Raw genomic sequence first — 15,881 nt, 5'->3', positions numbered from 1 at the left:
CGCAGCGTCGGACGGCTTGGGGACCTCGATGACCCCCAGATCGTCGATCTCCCCGAAGCGTGGTAAAAACTCTCGACCGACCGACCGACCGACCGAGCGGCACTGGAGGTGCTGTTGGCCGAATTGTCGTCGCTGAATGCCGACGAGAGGTCTGACAGGACTTCGCAGGGAACCGTGAACGGAACGTTCGATGCCTCGGGCCGTGTTCGTTGGGAGGTCGTCGGTGAATTAGGCCATCCTGAATGCATGGTGCACAGAAGCTGGTTGTCGATTTGGGGCGCTGCAGTGGTTCTGGCTTCCCTCAGCGCCTGTTCTTATGTTCCGCCGACCTCGTGGCGGGTCGTGCCCATCGAGTTCGACAACGCCTTGGACGTCGGTCCAGAAGACCGGATTGACGTTACCTATTCCATGACGAACATGACCCAGGACACTGCGGGCGGGTTCTGGACCGAGTCCGCCGGGTCTCGGTTGCACCTGAATAGTGCTGGCGACACCCTGCGCCGATTCAATGACGAGATGTTTACGAGAGTTCATGGAATATCAGCCATCTCCCCATCGGTCCTCGCTGTGTCCAGAACGGGCAAGGCAGGGACCGAGATCGAGACGGGAATCTATCTCTACGACACGGATGCTGAGACGTGGACACCTGTCGACGTCGATGCGACCACGATTGGCGACGTGGCGGCCGGGGCTGATGGGCGACTGGTTTTCGTCGATTTTCTGGGCGAGATGGTGCCCGAAGGTGCGATGACTCCGCTCGAGTCGGCTTTCATGTGGCCTTTCGCGATTCGAACCGTGGCGAAGAACGGGCAGCAAACGACTGTGCTGGGTGCGGAATCGGGGGTCACCGCCGCCGCTGTTGCTATCGATATCGATCCCGCCGGCACGGTCTACGTCAGTACGGAGAGGGAAACGTTTGCGATCGGCGCCGATGGAACTCGTTCACCGATAGCCACATACCCGCCTCGAAATCCCGTGCTCGCCGTGAACGCGGTCGGCTATGTGCTCACAGCGGCACCGACGAATACGGATGCCACCGAGAGGCCAATCGATTGGAAGATGGTTCGCGCGTCTTCACCGGCCAGAGGCGTCATGGCCAAGAAGGGCGACTGCCCGCAGTCAAGTGAGCAGGGAATCAGAATTCTGACAGGTGAAGAATCGACGTCCTTGCCGTTTTCCTGCAACACGAACGGTGCCGTCTGGCTCAATGACACTACGTTCGTGCTCTCAATCGGTGACGAATCTGGAACGATCCTCGCCAGAGTGACCCCACCCGAGGAACCCACGAAACGCTGACCAGCACGTCGCTGCGGAAGCGGAACCCAGTGTGAGTGGTCATCCCAAGACGTATGAAGACTTTCACCGGGGGCGGCCGCGCGGCCGGCTTCGCGTGGTTGGACCGCGGCCGGCCGACGCGGTCTCAATGAAACGTTTTCGGAACAGTGGCTGCAATGATGTGGAAATGGATAAGCAAAGTCGCTCCATCAGGGCTCTCGCAACGCTGCTGGTCGTGACATCAGCAGCGTTGCTTTCGGCGTGCAGTCAGCAGCCAGGTACTGAGGTCACTGCCCTTGGACGCGCTCAGACTTCAACGGATGAGTTGCCGGCCGGCCTCGACGCCGATGAAGAATTGGGAGTGGCACCCGACTCCTCTCGTCTGCTTTCGGAGCAAACAGGAGTGGACTACTTCGCAGCGCGCTCCGCGTCCGGCAAGGAGGTTTGTCTCATCGTGTTCGCGTCACTCTCTGCGTGGACAAGTGCGTGCTCGACTGAGTTGCCGATTGAGCTCTACTTGGCCGGGGTTGGATCTGCGCAGTTGATCTCCGAGTCCAACCTTCCCTCGTCAGATAGCTGGACCCAGGTGGCGGACAATCTTGCTATCGGCAAGTGAGCACCGGCAATTCAGGCAACAAGGTGTGCTGGGGTGCCCGTAAGCCGGACAGTAGGCAGCACCGTGCTCGCAGTCGCATATACCCGGCAGGACTGTGACTTTTTGCGCTCTGTGGCGGCGTTCTTTGATCGCTATTTGGCGCATTGAGTTGTACACCCACGACGCTCCGGGGCGTCAGCGTCCTATAACCCAAGAGTAAATTGCCCACTGTCGTGATGTTCCCCGCAAGAGGAAGGTCCAGGACGCCAGCCAGCTGCCGAAGTTCCTCGGTCTGGGTCAGTAGCCGAATCCGCTGAGGCGGTGCTGGTCGTTTACGGTCGATACTCTTTGGGCGGCGGCGATGTTGGCAGGTCGCCTGGCGCAGCTCGGCCTCCGAAAGTCATGGTGGCGATCGAGGACAGCCCGGCACCGATGCCCTTGGCGAGGAACGACAGGATTGCCCCAAGTACTTGCCATAGCCCAGCATGGCCACGTGACTGAGTCATGCGGTACCTCGATCTCTAGGTCGTGTGCGTCTCGGCGTCGAAAGCCTGCACGATCGCGCAGCTACTTCTCGGCGCGTGCTTGCCACTCTACGAGGGTGACCAACGTGTGACCAGTAGGCACAAGTACAAGATCGTCTGTACGTCTCCCTGGTGGCACCAGCATCTAAAAGAGCGTGACATTCTGCCGTCACGCGTGGACTCATCCGCTGTCCCGCAAGACGGACGATAACCGCGGCAGCACTTGTGCGATCCCACCCAAGGGTCGAGCGTGCCGATGTTGCGTCACAAGGGAACTTGCTGCGGACGCTTTCGGCGGCTGATTCAGCCGCGCCAGGTCGGTGCGCTCGTCGTCGCAAGGGGATCGTCATAGAACAGAGCCTTGTTGGCACCATCGCGGAGTGGCGGTCAGGCGCGCTGACTCCGCAGCAAGCCATTGCGGAGGCTAGGCGTGCGGCCACGGCAATGAATCGACTTCCTGCGGAGGGCAAGGCGTAGGCGGCGCGTTTGTCAGCCGTTGAATGCCAACGGCACTGTTCCGACGTAACCAGTGTGTGACCGCACGGAAGCCGGTCCGCTTGCGGACGTCTGATGACGGCTCGCCTAATGAGCTGACCGTATTCCCGGGCGAACGCCTCCCGACGAAGTTCCCCCACCGTCTCGTTGCAGATAGCGAGAGGCGTCGCGCCACTGCTAGGTTGCTTTCGTGCAAGCACCTGACTCGATCCCCGCAGTCGCCGAGCCCACGGTGATCTTCGTGATCAACCGGGAATGGTCCCCCGACGCAAACGAGCGGGCGACGTACGATGCGACTCGCATGTACTGGCGCGTGGGCGCGGACACTCGGCAACGTGCGGTCTACGCGCTTGGTGTCGCAGGCGGTGTTGTCCGAGGCGCATATCGAATCCAATCCTGGCATTCCGGTGACGAAGAGGGGCGGTGGGGCTTCGATGGAGTGCCTGCGCCAGAACTCGGCGCCGTAGGGACGAGCGTCGAACGGCTTGCACCGCCCAGGGGCGGGGCGAACCCTGTGCGTCGTTACCTCGACGGCATCCCAACGAGCGATGAGAAGCCGGTGCAGGTGATCGCCCGGGAACTGAACGTGGAGCCGCTCGCGCGGATCATGTACGGCCAACGCGAGTTGTTCCACAGCAACTTCCTCGCTTGGTTCTTCGACGCTCTGCCGAAGCTGGCCGATGCTGTGTTCCGCGATCTCACGACCGACGACGTCACAGGCTTCACCAAAGTGCGGCGCGTTGAACGAGAACGAGAGAACCTCGACCTCGTGCTCCATTGGCCGGACGCGGCGCCGTTGGTCATCGAGAACAAGGTGTTCTCGCTTCCCGAGCGAGCTCAGCTCGACGAATACCGCGCCAAGACTGGGCGGTGGAAGGGTGAGCCCGCGCATCACATCCTGCTGAGCATGTCTCCACCGCATGAGCCTGTCGAGGGCTGGACCTACCTGAGCTATCAGGAACTCGCTGAACGCATCGACCTCGCCCTCTTTGACAATGAGGACAGCAGCTACGAGGTCGAAACGGTCAGACGGTACTCGCGAGTCGTGAGGCTCCTGAGCGCGCTACTCGACACCACTGTCGTGCACTCCATGGAGGAGTCTGCGTGGATGGACAGTTCGCAACTCGCAGAGATTGACTCGACCCAAACTCGTACCGCGCTTCGAAAGCTCCGCGCGCGGCGGGTGCAGGCTGTGCTCGCGGGGGAAGGACCGGCGGTGGGATGGACGGAGGCCGCCATTAGCCACGGCCAGCCTCTAGTCGGCTGGCGACGTCACGTTCGGGTTGGTGGCATCGAAATTCAAGCGGGGTGGCAGTACCAGGAAGGACAGTTTCGGTTGTGTGTCGTGTTGCCACACCTCGAGGGTCGCTCCGGAGAGGACAGAGACGCCCGCGAGGAATTCGCCACATCGCACCCGGAGCTGTTCGATTTCGCGCCGCTCTACGAGGTCCTCGCATCGCCGGATGGGCAAGTCATGCCGCGCGAGCGCTTCGGGCACTTCGCTCCGTCGTTCGTGTACCGCTACGTGAAGGCGCCGGACCAGACCGTCCAGCAGCTCGTCGCGGCGACCCACGCGATCAATGCCGCATTTGAGGCGTGACGAGCTGCTCGCCGATTCTGTCCGCAGGCCGGACGTCTACGGTCGCAGGTTCGACGCCCAGTCTCCGAGGTTTCGGAGTTTCAGGGGAGTGGTGTTTGGGAACCTTTCGTGAGCAGGCAGGCTTTCAGGGGCGGGCCTACACTTAGCGGCAAGGCTGAACGGCGCCGTTCCACGGTCTGCCCAGTCCTGCGTGCTTTGCAGTCGGCTGGACACAGCACCATGTCGGACGCTGAAGGCTACAAGCGGAAGGTGGGCAACATGATCGGGGACCGGGACCGGGACGTTCAAGAGGCTGAGAGCGTTCAGGAGGACGAGGACGAGGACGTTCGGGAGGACGAGGACGTTCGGGAGGACGAGCCTGTCCCAGGTCTGGCGGTTCCTCTGGACCGTTGGCGAGCCTTGCCAGCTCGGGTGCGAGTGGAGGACCAGAGCTTGTCCGTTCCAGCTTCGGATGCACCGGACCCTGAGGGTGGCAGGAACCCTGACAATGACTGGCTGCTCCGTGGTGTGTAAGCGGAACCGCCATCGGGACGGTCTGGGTCTGATTCTTCAGAGCGATGCCGGCCAGGTTCGCCGAGTGGCGAGGCGTGAGGTCAGGAAGAGCGCAACGCCAATGACTCCGAGGATTGCGGCGAACGTGATTCCCCAGTCCCACACGCTCGACTGGGTGTGCACCAGGAGGAGTTCGTGATCGGTCGTGAAATAGGAGCATCGGACTCCAACGGGAAAGAACGAAAATGCACCGTCCGCGGTCCATCCTGCTGAGGGCAGAGCCAGGTTGCCTAGCTCGGGATTCTGATAGCAGGATTCACCGATACCCGAATGTGAGATGAACGCGAACTGCAGCCCAGCCAAGGCCATGAGGGCCATCGACGAAATGCCGAGGATCCAAGACCGCGCAGTCACGGCGAGGAGCACGGGAAAAGCCGGTCTTTGCAGTTGCATTTCGTCTACCCCCTCCTGAATAAACTACGTGCTGCCAGACACCGGGTAAGCGCTTTAAGACTGGAACGAAGGAAGTCGCCGGCCTACAGAGTCAAGGCCCGTAGCCGAACGGAAAGCGGACATCAAAGGCGTGAGCCGTGCACCGATCGGACGTCGATCGCCCCGCCATAGCCGTCCTCTTCGAATTCCAGCCCGATCTTTTCCGCTGCTCATGTGGAGGCTCTGTTGTCGCGGTGGATGATCGCGACCAGGTGACCTGGCCTCAAGGTATCTCGGGCGAAGTCGCGGCAGGCGGCTGCGGCCTCGGTTTTCGGCACCGGCTACTGACGCGGGAGCCAGAACGGTTTGTTCGGCCGGCTGCCGATTTCGTGGTCAGGTACGTGTGGGCGGAAGCTACCGAGGTGGCATGCATCGGCCGGTGGCTGGACAGCAGTCGAGCACACTGCCCGTGGAGAGATAAAATCGAATGATCATGGCGCCTCCAACGAACAGCTACCGGCGAGTCAGCACTCAGGACGAAGCTCACGGGCACCTTGTGGAGATCGACGCCAGGTACTCCGAGTGAGTGCGGCCGCCGTACCCCACGCACGCTGGGGTGAACCCCGCCGCGATGGCCAGGTTGAGTGAGTTGACGGATGAGCGGCCACGGACACCGCACCGCAGGAGCGAAACAACGGAGCCGCTCACGTGAAACCGATCACCATGTGCGGACAAGTAGGTACCGACGCGCAATCCGACATCGACCACACGCTGGCGCTTATGCGGGAGATGCAGGCCGTGGTGGTCCCCAGCCCGATCCTGAGGGTGTACGCACCGCGCCCCACGGTGGCGTTTGGCCGTCGGGAAAGCCTCATGCCGTCGTTTGCAGCCGCACAGGAGGCGGCTCGCGACCATGGCTTTGCGCCCGTGATCCGGCTTGCGGGCGGGAGGGCGGTGGCCTACGACGAAAGCTGCCTCGTCATTGATCTGCTGACGCCGTCCGATCGGCACATAGCCAATGAACTCGTTTTCGACGTGGTGTCCGAGTCAATGCGGCGGGTACTCGTGGATTTGGGCGTCGACGCGCGTGTGGGGGCGGTCCGACGCGAATACTGCGCGGGGCCTCACAGCGTGAATGCACGCGGAGAGGTGAAGCTCGTCGGAATCGCCCAGAGGGTGACCCGAGGAGCACGGCTCGTCACGGCGTCTGTCGCGTTGGGTCCCGCGATGCGACTCCGCTCCGTTGTGGACGCCGTGTACGCGGCCATGTCGCTCGACTGGGATCCGCAAACATTCGGGACGTTGGCTGGCGAAGGGGTGCAGGCCTCTCCGGAGGAGCTCGCACAGGGCGTCATAACCGGCCTCGCTCTGACGCACACAGAGTGGGCTGAGCCGTTCGTTTGAGTGCACGGAATTCCTCTCTTGACGCCCCCGTTCTGCCCTTGTCCGCACGTGATTTCTTCACCGACCTCGATCAGGGTGAGGTGGTTGTGCTCTGGTGCTCGGAGCCTTCGACACCGTCAAGCCAAAACATACCGGAGAGTCCGATGGTGATGACGGTGATGACCGCGACCAGGCTCAGCGCCCGGACGTAGGTGGAGAAAGGTGCTCGTCGTAGCCACCCCTCGCCACGCAGGAGGACGACAGCCAGGACCGGCGTGCCGACCTCCAACACGCAGGCCATCAGGTCAGCCAGGCCGACCTGTTCGGGGACGCCGCTTCCCCTGACATCGTGCTGCTGGACCCGTCGATGCCGGGTCTTGACGGCATCGACGCGACCCGCGAAGTGCTTGCGGTTCGGCCTGCGACCAAGGTGTGTCTGCCCTTGATGCCGGGGCGGGGGTTACCTACTCAAGGACGCCGACCCCGACGGCCTCATCAGGGCCCTGCGCGACGCACGCCATCGACTTCGTCTCTCTGAAATCGAACCCTCTCCGCGAAGGGAAATGAAGGTCGAGGTCTATCGAACCTTGTGTGTGAGTCGAAGGCCGAACGGGTGTGGTCCGGCGAGGTACCAAACGAGCGCGCCGAGCAGAGGCGCGAATACGACGGCGATCATCCAGAGGGCCTTCTCCACCTCGGACAGGTCGCGGGTTCGCGCAATCTGGACGATGGCGTACGCGATCGCAGCGATGTAGAGGACGGCGACGACGGATGCGAGAGCGACTGGAAGTGCGGCTGGACTGTCCATGACGGTTCCGTTCGTTTGGATACTTCAAGATAGGGCCCAGTGAAGATGCGTCTCCGGAACTTCCTGCGGGGGACTTGCACCCGCTACTTACCGGCAGTGGGCCCGTGACCTTCCGTGGGTTGGCTCGCCTCAAGAATGGCGCTCTTGCGCGGCCCCCAGCGGATGAAAAGCCCCAGAGCCACGACGACCCCAACCACAACGAGAACCTGGACTACCACCCAGAAGTTCCACCAAAAAAGAGCACCGAATTCCATTTCGACCACCCCTCGATTCGCGGACACCTGAGTGCCCTACGCAGAGCGGACCTACGACCGCGAGGTCGTTCGGGGAAGTACGCCGTCGATTGCTTGGCCAGGAGGGAACATCCGGAGCAGCTCGTAAGATGAACGCCCTACGGCACAGGGTCGCGAGCCTCGGCACCTAAAATCACCTCATGACTAACCACGGCGAATTCCAGATTGCTGAGTTCGGTTTTCCGGGCCCACTTCGGGAGCGGCTGATCGCCGCAATCCTGGCCGGCACGAAGACCTCCACAAGTTCGACCCTCGTGGAGTACTCGATTGAGGACGAACAGTTGCCGATCATCGGGAACAAGCAGACGGTCGTGGATTCCCACGATGCCGCGGTGGCAATCATCCAGACAGTTGCGGTCGAGATTGTCCGACTTGCTGACGTCGGCCTCGAGCATGCGCGCGACGAGGGCGAAGGATTCGTCTCCGCAGCAGCCTGGCGCCGCGGTCACGAAGCCTTCTGGCACGGCACGGAGATGCGGGCCTTCCTCAACAGCCCAACCTTCACAGTCGATGACGACACGCTTGTCGTGCTGGAGCGGTTCCAATTGATTGAGGCGCTCGGCCAAGCAAACCGATAGCCCTCATACCGGCAGCCCAACACTTTTACGGATCGCTGGAGTGATTCCGTCGTCTGCAAGGGCGAGACCTGAGAGACTCACCGCATGACAACCCAGACGAGTACTCAGAAACGACGTGCTGTGTCTCCGGTGCTTATCGGGTTCGTCGGGATGATCGTCGTTCCACTCTGTATTGTGCTCGCGACGACCTCCTGGGATGCACCAGACGGAGCAGATTTCGTCCGGATGGCCTTCGGTACCGTAATCGCTTCCACCTTGGCGACGGTGGCCGCGTGGTGGCTGGCGTGGAACCGGATGAGAGCGGGTCGGAGTGACCGCTACTGGTTCTGGGGTGTTGCTGGCATCGTCACTTTCTCCTCGATCGGCAGCATCTTCAGTGTGGCTGAGACTCTGCTGGCGCAACTGACCCGTCAATAGAGCGCCAATCCGCCGCCCGGCAAGCAGCGCCATTCGCAGTCGCGGCCGCCCCCGTTCCCGGGTCGGCGAGGCGACGAGGACAACTCGGCGCACCGCCTCATCATGACTCTCAGCCAGGACCGGCCATGAGCTTCGTGCCCCCTCAACGGGGGTTTGCTTATAAGAACCTATCTTCCTATAGTTGTGTCTATGGCACGCAGACGACCAGGTACTCTCTTTCCGATCGAGGTGGACATTTTGGAGAGCGGGCTCACGCTCCAAGCGAGCGAGGGCAGCTTCTACGGCTTCGCCCTGGCGAAGCAACTCTCCTCCCATGATGGTTTCGCGCTCACGGCTCACGGCACGCTCTACAAGGCGTTGTCTCGGATGGCGGAATCCGGCATCCTCGAAGCCAGCTGGGAAGACCCGGCCAGTGCCGAGTCCGAGGGACGGCCCCGACGCCGGCTGTACACCGTGACGGCGGAAGGTTCACGCGCCCTGGTCAAGGCGCAGGCGGAAACGAACCGCAAAGAGGCAAACGTGCCTCGGATCGCACAGGCAGGGGCGACTTTCGCATGAGCGTGTTGACGTCTATGCCCTACCATCACGCCGTTCGCCGGGTCTCTCGCTGGTGCTCGTGGTACACACGCGAAGTTGATGCCCAGGTCGCCGCTGGTCGTCGCGACGAACTCGCCTCGGACCTGTATGAGCACGCGATCTGGGCCGATGAATCGGGAACAACGCCGCGCGCGGTGGCTCGCGCAATTCTCAGTCGTGCGCTGCGGGGCGCACCTGCTGACCTGAGCTGGCGTCACGCGCAGCGAAGGCAAGTCGCCCTGGCGGACCCGACCGGCTTTCGCCGACACCGGGTCGAGGGCGCCGTATCGGCGCTCGTTCTGGTCGTAGCTTCCGCCGTGCTGGGCTGGGGTCTCTTCGTGCTCACCCGGATTGCGCTCAGCGTGATCGGGGAACAGATCCGGCCGGGCTCCGCAACCGCACTGACCATCGCCTCGTCCACTGTCCTCGCTGTCGGCGGACTAGTGCTGCTGTCTCGGCGCCGGACACGTGTCCTCGGCGCGCTCGTCATGGTGCTCGCTAGCTTTGGACTCGTTCACTTCGGCCTTTTTCAGCTCTACTCCCTCAGTGCCACGGTGGGTGCCTTGACCTTCACGATGCCAGGGTGGGGACTCGCCAGCAACAGCCTCATCGCAGGGCTTGGCTTGTTCTTCACTGCGGCAGCGATCTGGTGGTGGCCGGAACACCGGACCGCCCCTGCCGACACCGGCACCCGACTCAAGACAATTGGAGAGATGGCTCGATGAAGAAGAAACTCGCACTCGGAATCGGTTTGGCCGGAGCTGGGCTTCTGGCCCTCTCGCTGACTGTCTTCGGGATGGGCGCGGCGGCGACGCTCAATCCTGCAGCCCCGGACTCACCATCCGTACGCGCGGCCGAAGCCGCCGTCGTTCCTGCCGAGGCTGTTACCCCCACACCAACCGGCACCCTGGGCACGTCGGTGACGTCGGAAGCGGGCGCTATCGAAGCTGCCGACAACGCTGATCCGATGGCATCCGAGGCGTTCAAGGCGATGACCCCCGATGAACAGGCCAACGGCAGGGAATGGGTGGAGACGCAGACGATCGTTGGTGCCTGCATGAAAGACAAGGGATACGTCTACACCTTCGAACCGTTCTGGGAAAGAGACAGCGCTGTGCTTCCAGTGATGTGGGAGGACACTCTTCCAACCTCCGAGCGGGCAGCCGCCCGCCTCGCACTCGACGGTGACACCGGAGGCGGCGCCGACTACCACTGGGACGACGCTGGATGCTGGGGCTACGCCGTCCACGTTATGGGCAACGACAACAACCACTGACGAGCCGCTGTTCCGGGGGAAACAGGTGTGCCCAAGCGGTCGATTCCAAGGGGGGCCGGTTCATTGGCCGGTCGGGAGGTTAGTTCGTGAGAACCAGTGAGTCCGCGAGACGGCGTGGCAGGCAGTTGGATCAGCCAATCCGGCATGGACAGTTGACGCGTCGGGGGCCGTGGCGGACGGTAGCGAAAACGCTTGGATTCACCTTAGGTGTCCTTCTGGTCAGTGGGGGTTCCGTTGCCGCGGTTGCCACCTGGGACCTTGCGAGCAGTGTCAAGCCTGGCGTTCATCTGGCCCAGGCGCCCGGAGACAAGGCCGCTCCCGGCGCGGAGGTGAGCGCGATCGCCGGCGGGGTGAACCTGCTATTGACTGGCACTGACACCCGCACCGGCCAAGGCACGGCCTTCGAGAATAGTGCCGGGTTGGAGGGTAGTTCCGGCGCGGGAAACAACGACGTTACAATTCTGCTGCACATTGCACAGAATCATCAGAGCGTGAGCGTAGTCAGTTTTCCCCGCGACCTGATGCTGGCCGTTCCAGCGTGCCCGCAGCCGGACGGCGGAACCACACCGGCATCCAGCCGGGTGATGCTCAACACAACTCTGTCCCGTGGCGGACTGTCCTGCGTAGTGCTGACGATCGAGAAGCTGATTGGTATCCAGATTCCCTACGCCGCTCAAGTCAGCTTCGACGGTGTAACCGCCATGTCCGACGCCGTCGGAGGGGTCACTGTCTGCCTGGCAACACCGGTCAACGACCTGTATACGAATCCGCCGCTGCACTTGGCGGCCGGCCAGCAGACTCTCGTCGGTGCGGACGCTCTCTCGTTTCTGCGCAGCAGAAAGGGTGTGGGCGATGGCAGTGACCTGGGTCGGATCAGCAACCAGCAGGTCTTCATGGCCGCCTTGGCCCGGAAAGTCGTAAGCGGTGGCATCCTCGCTAACCCGATCACGCTGTTCTCCCTGGCTAAGGCCGCGACCAACAACATGGTCCTCTCTGACACGTTGACGAATCCGACGACCCTGGTCCAGATCGCTGTCGCGCTCAAAGACACCGGTCTGGCGAACATGGTCTTCCTGCAGTATCCCACCGTGTCTGACCCAACCGAGTGGGGACGGGTCATCGCCGAGTCCAGCGCCGCCGAAGTTCTGAACATGGCGTTGGTCGCGGATCAACCGTTGCAGCTCACCGGCGACCCGGGACCAGGGGCGGTACGCGCGAGCAGCGCACCGGTCGTCCCCGGTCCTGTGACAACCGCGACCCCACAAGCCACCTCGACGTCACCACCCGCGTCAACGCCTGCGGCGACCCCTGCTCCCGCTACGACTGATGCAATGCTGCCGACCAGCGTCACCGGACAAACCGCAGCCGAGCAAACTTGCACGAAGGGCAACTAGTGTCCAGCGCAGTTAGTCCGTCGTGGCGGTCGTTTGAGGGAGTCGAGAATTTGTTCTGCTTCGTCCAGATGAACGAGCTCGGGTTTTCGTTCCGCTCTTTGACCTAGCTGCGGATGTCAGCTTCGAGCGCTTGAACGCTGCGATGATCTGGGCACTGAAGGTGGTCAGCGGTTGCGTATGCGAAGAAGCATGCCCGTAAGCCGGACCTTCATGGGGCACAGAATTCGCCGCGAGGGCTTCGAGCCGGCTTTGATCAGCTGGGTGGTGTTTGGGAACGGTGAGCGGCGCAGAGCCACGCCTGAAAAAGGTCTCAGCTAGAAATCAATCCAATGACCATCTGGAGCCTGCGAAACCGCTTTCACGGAACTACTTGAAGCGTGCCTCTCCGCATAGGAAACCAATACCGCGGCAGCAATCGCCGCCACGACCGCCAGCACGAAAGCAATCCCGACGATGACCACCAACCAGGAGGCGGATCCTTGCACCGAATCCACTATTCCTGCAAGGGATCCCAACAGCATGGTTCCCGCGGCTGCCCCTACGGAGGCCAACGAAACGCGCATGCTTGGCCGTCTCTCAAACCGCCGGTCTAATAGCGCTACGGAGGCCCAACCTCCAACGACGGCTGCCGCCGCGACGAGCAATCCAATCAGCCCGTACGAGACCGTCGATCGCAGGACATCCTCAACAGCTAGGTAACCACGCCAATCCGGGTTCCCAGAGACGGCCATCATGCCGAAGAGCGCAGCACCCAGGAAAAAGCCGACCCCCAGCCCAATGACCGCGACACGCCAATACCGCTTGACCATGCCTCGAGCATATGCGCGCACGGCGCGCAAACTCGGTATCGATCGGAGTTTGTGCGATGCCCGGCCCCTTCATCGGCGCCGTCGCCCGTAAGCCGGACCCTCATGGAACAGAGCCAAGGCCTGTGGTGGCGTGAACGAGCTGTGCAGGCGAGTGCGGAATTTGTGCTGCCGAGTATGGAAATCGACACGAAACGGCCAGGGAGCTTCTGCTGAAGGGACCGTCCCGTTTGCTCCGCCCGGGAGAATTCGCAGTCAGGCGCGTCTAAAGGAACGCCCGTCCTGTGAATAGCGTCGGGAGCCTCACGCCCTCCGCCTCCACATCTGGATGACGTTGTCCGCAGCCTCTGCCTCGACCACCACCCGCTCCCGTTCCCGCTCCGCAGCCTGACGCGCCCAGACCTTCCCTGCCACGTCCAGCAGGTCCCACATCTGCTCGCCGGTCACTGAAACCCCGCGGGCGCCGGTGCGCCGGGTTCGGCCGCGGATGAGGGCGTAGTGGGTGCGGAACACGGGCGCCCCGATCGTTGCTTGGGCGTCGTGGAAGAACACCACGTTGGATACTGGCCCGCTGCCGTCGTCGAGAGAGAGGAAGACCACGCGCTTGCCGCTACGCATCGGGGGAGTGTGGGTGGCACGTCGGACCCCGGCGACGAGTACTTCGGTTCCGCCGGGCAGGTTCGCAAGCTCCGAGGCAGGTGTGACTCCGAGTTGTTTGAAGAGGGGGTAGAAACGGGTCATTTGGTGCTGGCTGACGGCGAGGCCGAGGTCTCGGAGTTCCACGTCTGTTTGGGTGCGGCCGCGGAGGTCGAGGGCGGTGACTGCCCGGTAGAAGTCGGGCAGCGGCAGATCAATGTCGAAGGCGAGCTGGTCGGGGCCGACGGGGAGGGCGCGGCCGCCGAGGCCTTGGATGTGGGCGAGGAGGTCGCCGCGGCGGGCCCGGTCGTAGCCGATGAATGAGTCGAGGGCGCCGACCCGGGCCAGGGCTTCGAATGTGCGTCGGCGCGGCCGCACCCGATCGCGGAAGTCCTGCAACGAGGAGAACGGTTGGTGCTCGGCGATCCGCTGCCGCTCCACCGCGCTGGATCCGGCGAGTTCGGGCAGGGCAAGGCGGATGGCGAGCTGCCCGTCGCCCAGCTGCTCGACCCGGTAGTCCAGCGCGGACTTCTGGACGTCGAGGCCGAGGACGGGGACGCCGAGGTTGCGGGCTTCGGCAACGATGAGGTCCTTGGGCCACATGCCGGGGTCGTGGGTGAGGAGCCCGGCGAAGAACGTGGCCGGGTGGTGCGTTTTCAGCCAGGCGCTCTCGTACGTGGTTCGGGCGAATGCCGCGCCGTGTGCTTTGGCGAACCCGAAACTGCCGAACCCGGACAGCACCTTCCACGCCCGGTCCACGACCGGCGCCGGGAACCCGCGGGTAGCCGCCTGCTGCCGAACGTACGCTTCAATCTCGGCAAGGTCGCCAGATTTCCCGAGGTGCCGACGGAACACATCGGCCTTACCCATGCCGCAGCCGGTCAACTCGTCGAAGAGGCGCATTACCTGCTCGTGAAAGACGACGACACCGTTGGTTTCGGCCAAGAAGGGCTTGAACCGTGGGTGCATGTGGTCGGGTGCGACTTCCCCGTGCCGCGCCTTCAGATACTGGAGGGGCATGTTCGCTTGCATGGGGCCGGGTCGGAACAGGCTGATCTCCACGGTCAGGTCGTTGAACACTGCCGGTTGGAGCTTCCCGATCAGTTCCATCTGTCCGGGGGACTCGAGTTGGAAGACGCCGAGGGTGCGGGTGGTGCGGAGCATTTCGTAGGTAGGTTCGTCGTCGAGGGGAACCCGGTCCAAGTCGATGGTCTCGCCGGTAAGGCGCCGGTGCTCCTCGATCGCAAAGGCCATTGCCGATTGCATTCGGACGCCGAGGATGTCGAGCTTGATCAGGCCCATCGGGTCCATATCGTGCTTGTCGAACTGGGACATCGGCAGTCCCATCCCCGAGCGTTGCACCGGGGTCCGGTCGAGGAGGGACGTGTCGGAGAGGATGACGCCGCACGGGTGCACGCTGATGTGGCGGGGGAGCCGGTCGAGCTTCGCCGTCAGGTCCACCAACTGGTCCAGCTGCTGCGACTCGCGCACCTGCTGGGCAAGGTCCGCGAGCTCGGGTTTCTCCTCGAGGGCCCGGCGGAAGTCGCGGGCGTTGAACCGCCACATCTGCTTCGCGATCGCCGCGACCTGGTCCTCCGGCATGCCGAGGGCGAGCCCGGCGTCCCGGACTGCGCCCCGCCCCCGGTACGCGTTGGTCATCGACATCAACGACACCCGGTCGGCACCGAAGACCTGGAACACTTCCCGGTAGATGTCATGACGCCTGGCGGATTCGACGTCAATATCAATGTCGGGGAGGGTCTGGCGCTCGGGGGAGAGGAACCGCTCCCAAATGAGCCCGTTCTCAATCGGTTCGACCGACGAGGTGCGGAGCGCGTAGTTGAGGACGGAGCCGACACCGGACCCCCGCGCTTGCACCCGGACTCCCATGCCCCGGATCAGGTCCGCGACCCGGGCGACGGTCAAGAAATAAGCGGCGAACCCGAGGTGCTCGACCGTCTCCATCTCATGTGCGAGCTCCTCGTGTGCGGCGCGGGCGAGGGTGGTGCCGGCGTAGCGGTCGTCGATGCCGTGGCGGGCCCGTCGCCAGAGCTCAGCCACCGGGTCACCGACCACGCCGATGATCGAGGCTTCCGGCATCCTCGGGGTGCCGAGTCCGATGTCCGCGGCCGGGTCCAGGGCGCACCGGTCCGCCAACTCCTGGGTGGTTCGGAGCAGTTGGTCGAGGGCGCCGGGGTTCCGGGCGCCGGCGTCGACGACCATGCGGGCGACCTGGCGCATGTGCTGTGCGTCTTTCAGCCAGGCTTGCCCGTTCGCCGGCGGTTCCTCGAGTTGGGCGAG

At 63.3% G+C, this 15,881-nt stretch carries 15 protein-coding genes; 10 read left to right on the top strand and 5 right to left on the bottom strand.

All coding sequences use genetic code 11. The features are described from left to right. Positions 1-108: 108 nt before the first annotated feature. From E3T25_RS13820 to E3T25_RS13810, 3 genes are all read left to right on the top strand, one after another. Positions 109-1,296: a hypothetical protein gene (locus E3T25_RS13820; RefSeq protein ID WP_134374904.1), complete on the top strand. Its 1,188-nt coding sequence runs from the start codon at positions 109-111 to the stop codon at positions 1,294-1,296. 166 nt (positions 1,297-1,462) lie between these two features. Then, the gene (locus E3T25_RS13815; protein ID WP_134374902.1) at positions 1,463-1,891 is read left to right on the top strand and encodes a hypothetical protein; all 429 of its coding nucleotides are present in this window, start codon (positions 1,463-1,465) and stop codon (positions 1,889-1,891) included. A gap of 1,188 nt (positions 1,892-3,079) precedes the next feature. After that, positions 3,080-4,489: a PD-(D/E)XK nuclease family protein gene (locus tag E3T25_RS13810; protein WP_134374900.1), complete on the top strand. Its 1,410-nt coding sequence runs from the start codon at positions 3,080-3,082 to the stop codon at positions 4,487-4,489. Positions 4,490-5,038: 549 nt separating this feature from the next. On the opposite strand, the gene E3T25_RS13805 is transcribed toward E3T25_RS13810, so the two are convergent. After that, positions 5,039-5,434 carry a hypothetical protein gene (locus E3T25_RS13805; protein WP_134374898.1) on the bottom strand — a complete coding sequence of 132 codons (396 nt, stop codon included), beginning with the start codon at positions 5,432-5,434 and terminating at the stop codon, positions 5,039-5,041. Positions 5,435-6,121: 687 nt separating this feature from the next. Here E3T25_RS13805 and E3T25_RS13800 point away from each other — a divergent pair. Further along, a complete protein-coding gene (locus E3T25_RS13800) occupies positions 6,122-6,817 on the top strand; it encodes a lipoate--protein ligase family protein (RefSeq protein WP_134374896.1) in 696 nt (231 codons plus the stop codon). Positions 6,818-6,887: 70 nt separating this feature from the next. On the opposite strand, the gene E3T25_RS13795 is transcribed toward E3T25_RS13800, so the two are convergent. Beyond that, complete coding sequence (locus tag E3T25_RS13795; protein ID WP_134374894.1) at positions 6,888-7,097, bottom strand: hypothetical protein; 210 nt, start codon at positions 7,095-7,097, stop codon at positions 6,888-6,890. A 276-nt stretch (positions 7,098-7,373) separates the two neighbouring features. Then, the gene (locus tag E3T25_RS13785) at positions 7,374-7,604 is read right to left on the bottom strand and encodes a PLDc N-terminal domain-containing protein (protein WP_134374892.1); all 231 of its coding nucleotides are present in this window, start codon (positions 7,602-7,604) and stop codon (positions 7,374-7,376) included. Positions 7,605-8,037: 433 nt separating this feature from the next. On the opposite strand from E3T25_RS13785, the gene E3T25_RS13780 reads away from it, so the two are divergent. The 6 genes from E3T25_RS13780 (at position 8,038) to E3T25_RS13755 (ending at position 12,138) form a co-directional block, all read left to right on the top strand. Then, the gene (locus tag E3T25_RS13780; RefSeq protein WP_134374890.1) at positions 8,038-8,475 is read left to right on the top strand and encodes an ASCH domain-containing protein; all 438 of its coding nucleotides are present in this window, start codon (positions 8,038-8,040) and stop codon (positions 8,473-8,475) included. A gap of 84 nt (positions 8,476-8,559) precedes the next feature. Then, positions 8,560-8,892: a hypothetical protein gene (locus E3T25_RS13775; RefSeq protein ID WP_134374888.1), complete on the top strand. Its 333-nt coding sequence runs from the start codon at positions 8,560-8,562 to the stop codon at positions 8,890-8,892. 189 nt (positions 8,893-9,081) lie between these two features. Then, complete coding sequence (locus tag E3T25_RS13770; RefSeq protein WP_134374886.1) at positions 9,082-9,450, top strand: PadR family transcriptional regulator; 369 nt, start codon at positions 9,082-9,084, stop codon at positions 9,448-9,450. Positions 9,451-9,623: 173 nt separating this feature from the next. Further along, positions 9,624-10,193, top strand: coding sequence for a hypothetical protein (locus tag E3T25_RS13765; RefSeq protein ID WP_134374884.1), 570 nt, complete (start codon positions 9,624-9,626; stop codon positions 10,191-10,193). Beyond that, positions 10,190-10,744 (top strand): hypothetical protein, encoded by a 555-nt coding sequence (locus tag E3T25_RS13760; protein WP_134374882.1) that lies wholly within the window; start codon positions 10,190-10,192, stop codon positions 10,742-10,744. Before E3T25_RS13765 ends, E3T25_RS13760 begins: the two co-directional genes overlap by 4 nt. Before the next feature lie 125 nt (positions 10,745-10,869). Further along, positions 10,870-12,138, top strand: a complete 1,269-nt coding sequence (locus tag E3T25_RS13755; RefSeq protein ID WP_241980897.1) for an LCP family protein — start codon at positions 10,870-10,872, stop codon at positions 12,136-12,138. A gap of 314 nt (positions 12,139-12,452) precedes the next feature. Here the strand turns inward: E3T25_RS13755 and E3T25_RS13750 are convergent, their stop codons facing one another. Continuing rightward, positions 12,453-12,947, bottom strand: coding sequence for a hypothetical protein (locus E3T25_RS13750; RefSeq protein WP_134374878.1), 495 nt, complete (start codon positions 12,945-12,947; stop codon positions 12,453-12,455). A gap of 300 nt (positions 12,948-13,247) precedes the next feature. Then, positions 13,248-15,881: helix-hairpin-helix domain-containing protein (locus tag E3T25_RS13745; protein WP_134374876.1), on the bottom strand; the 2,634-nt coding region annotated here is incomplete at its 5' end.

It is taken from the genome of Cryobacterium sandaracinum (assembly GCF_004403415.1).
GTDB classification, from domain to species: Bacteria; Actinomycetota; Actinomycetes; order Actinomycetales; family Microbacteriaceae; genus Cryobacterium; species Cryobacterium sandaracinum.
This window is presented reverse-complemented; position numbering and strand designations above follow the sequence as displayed.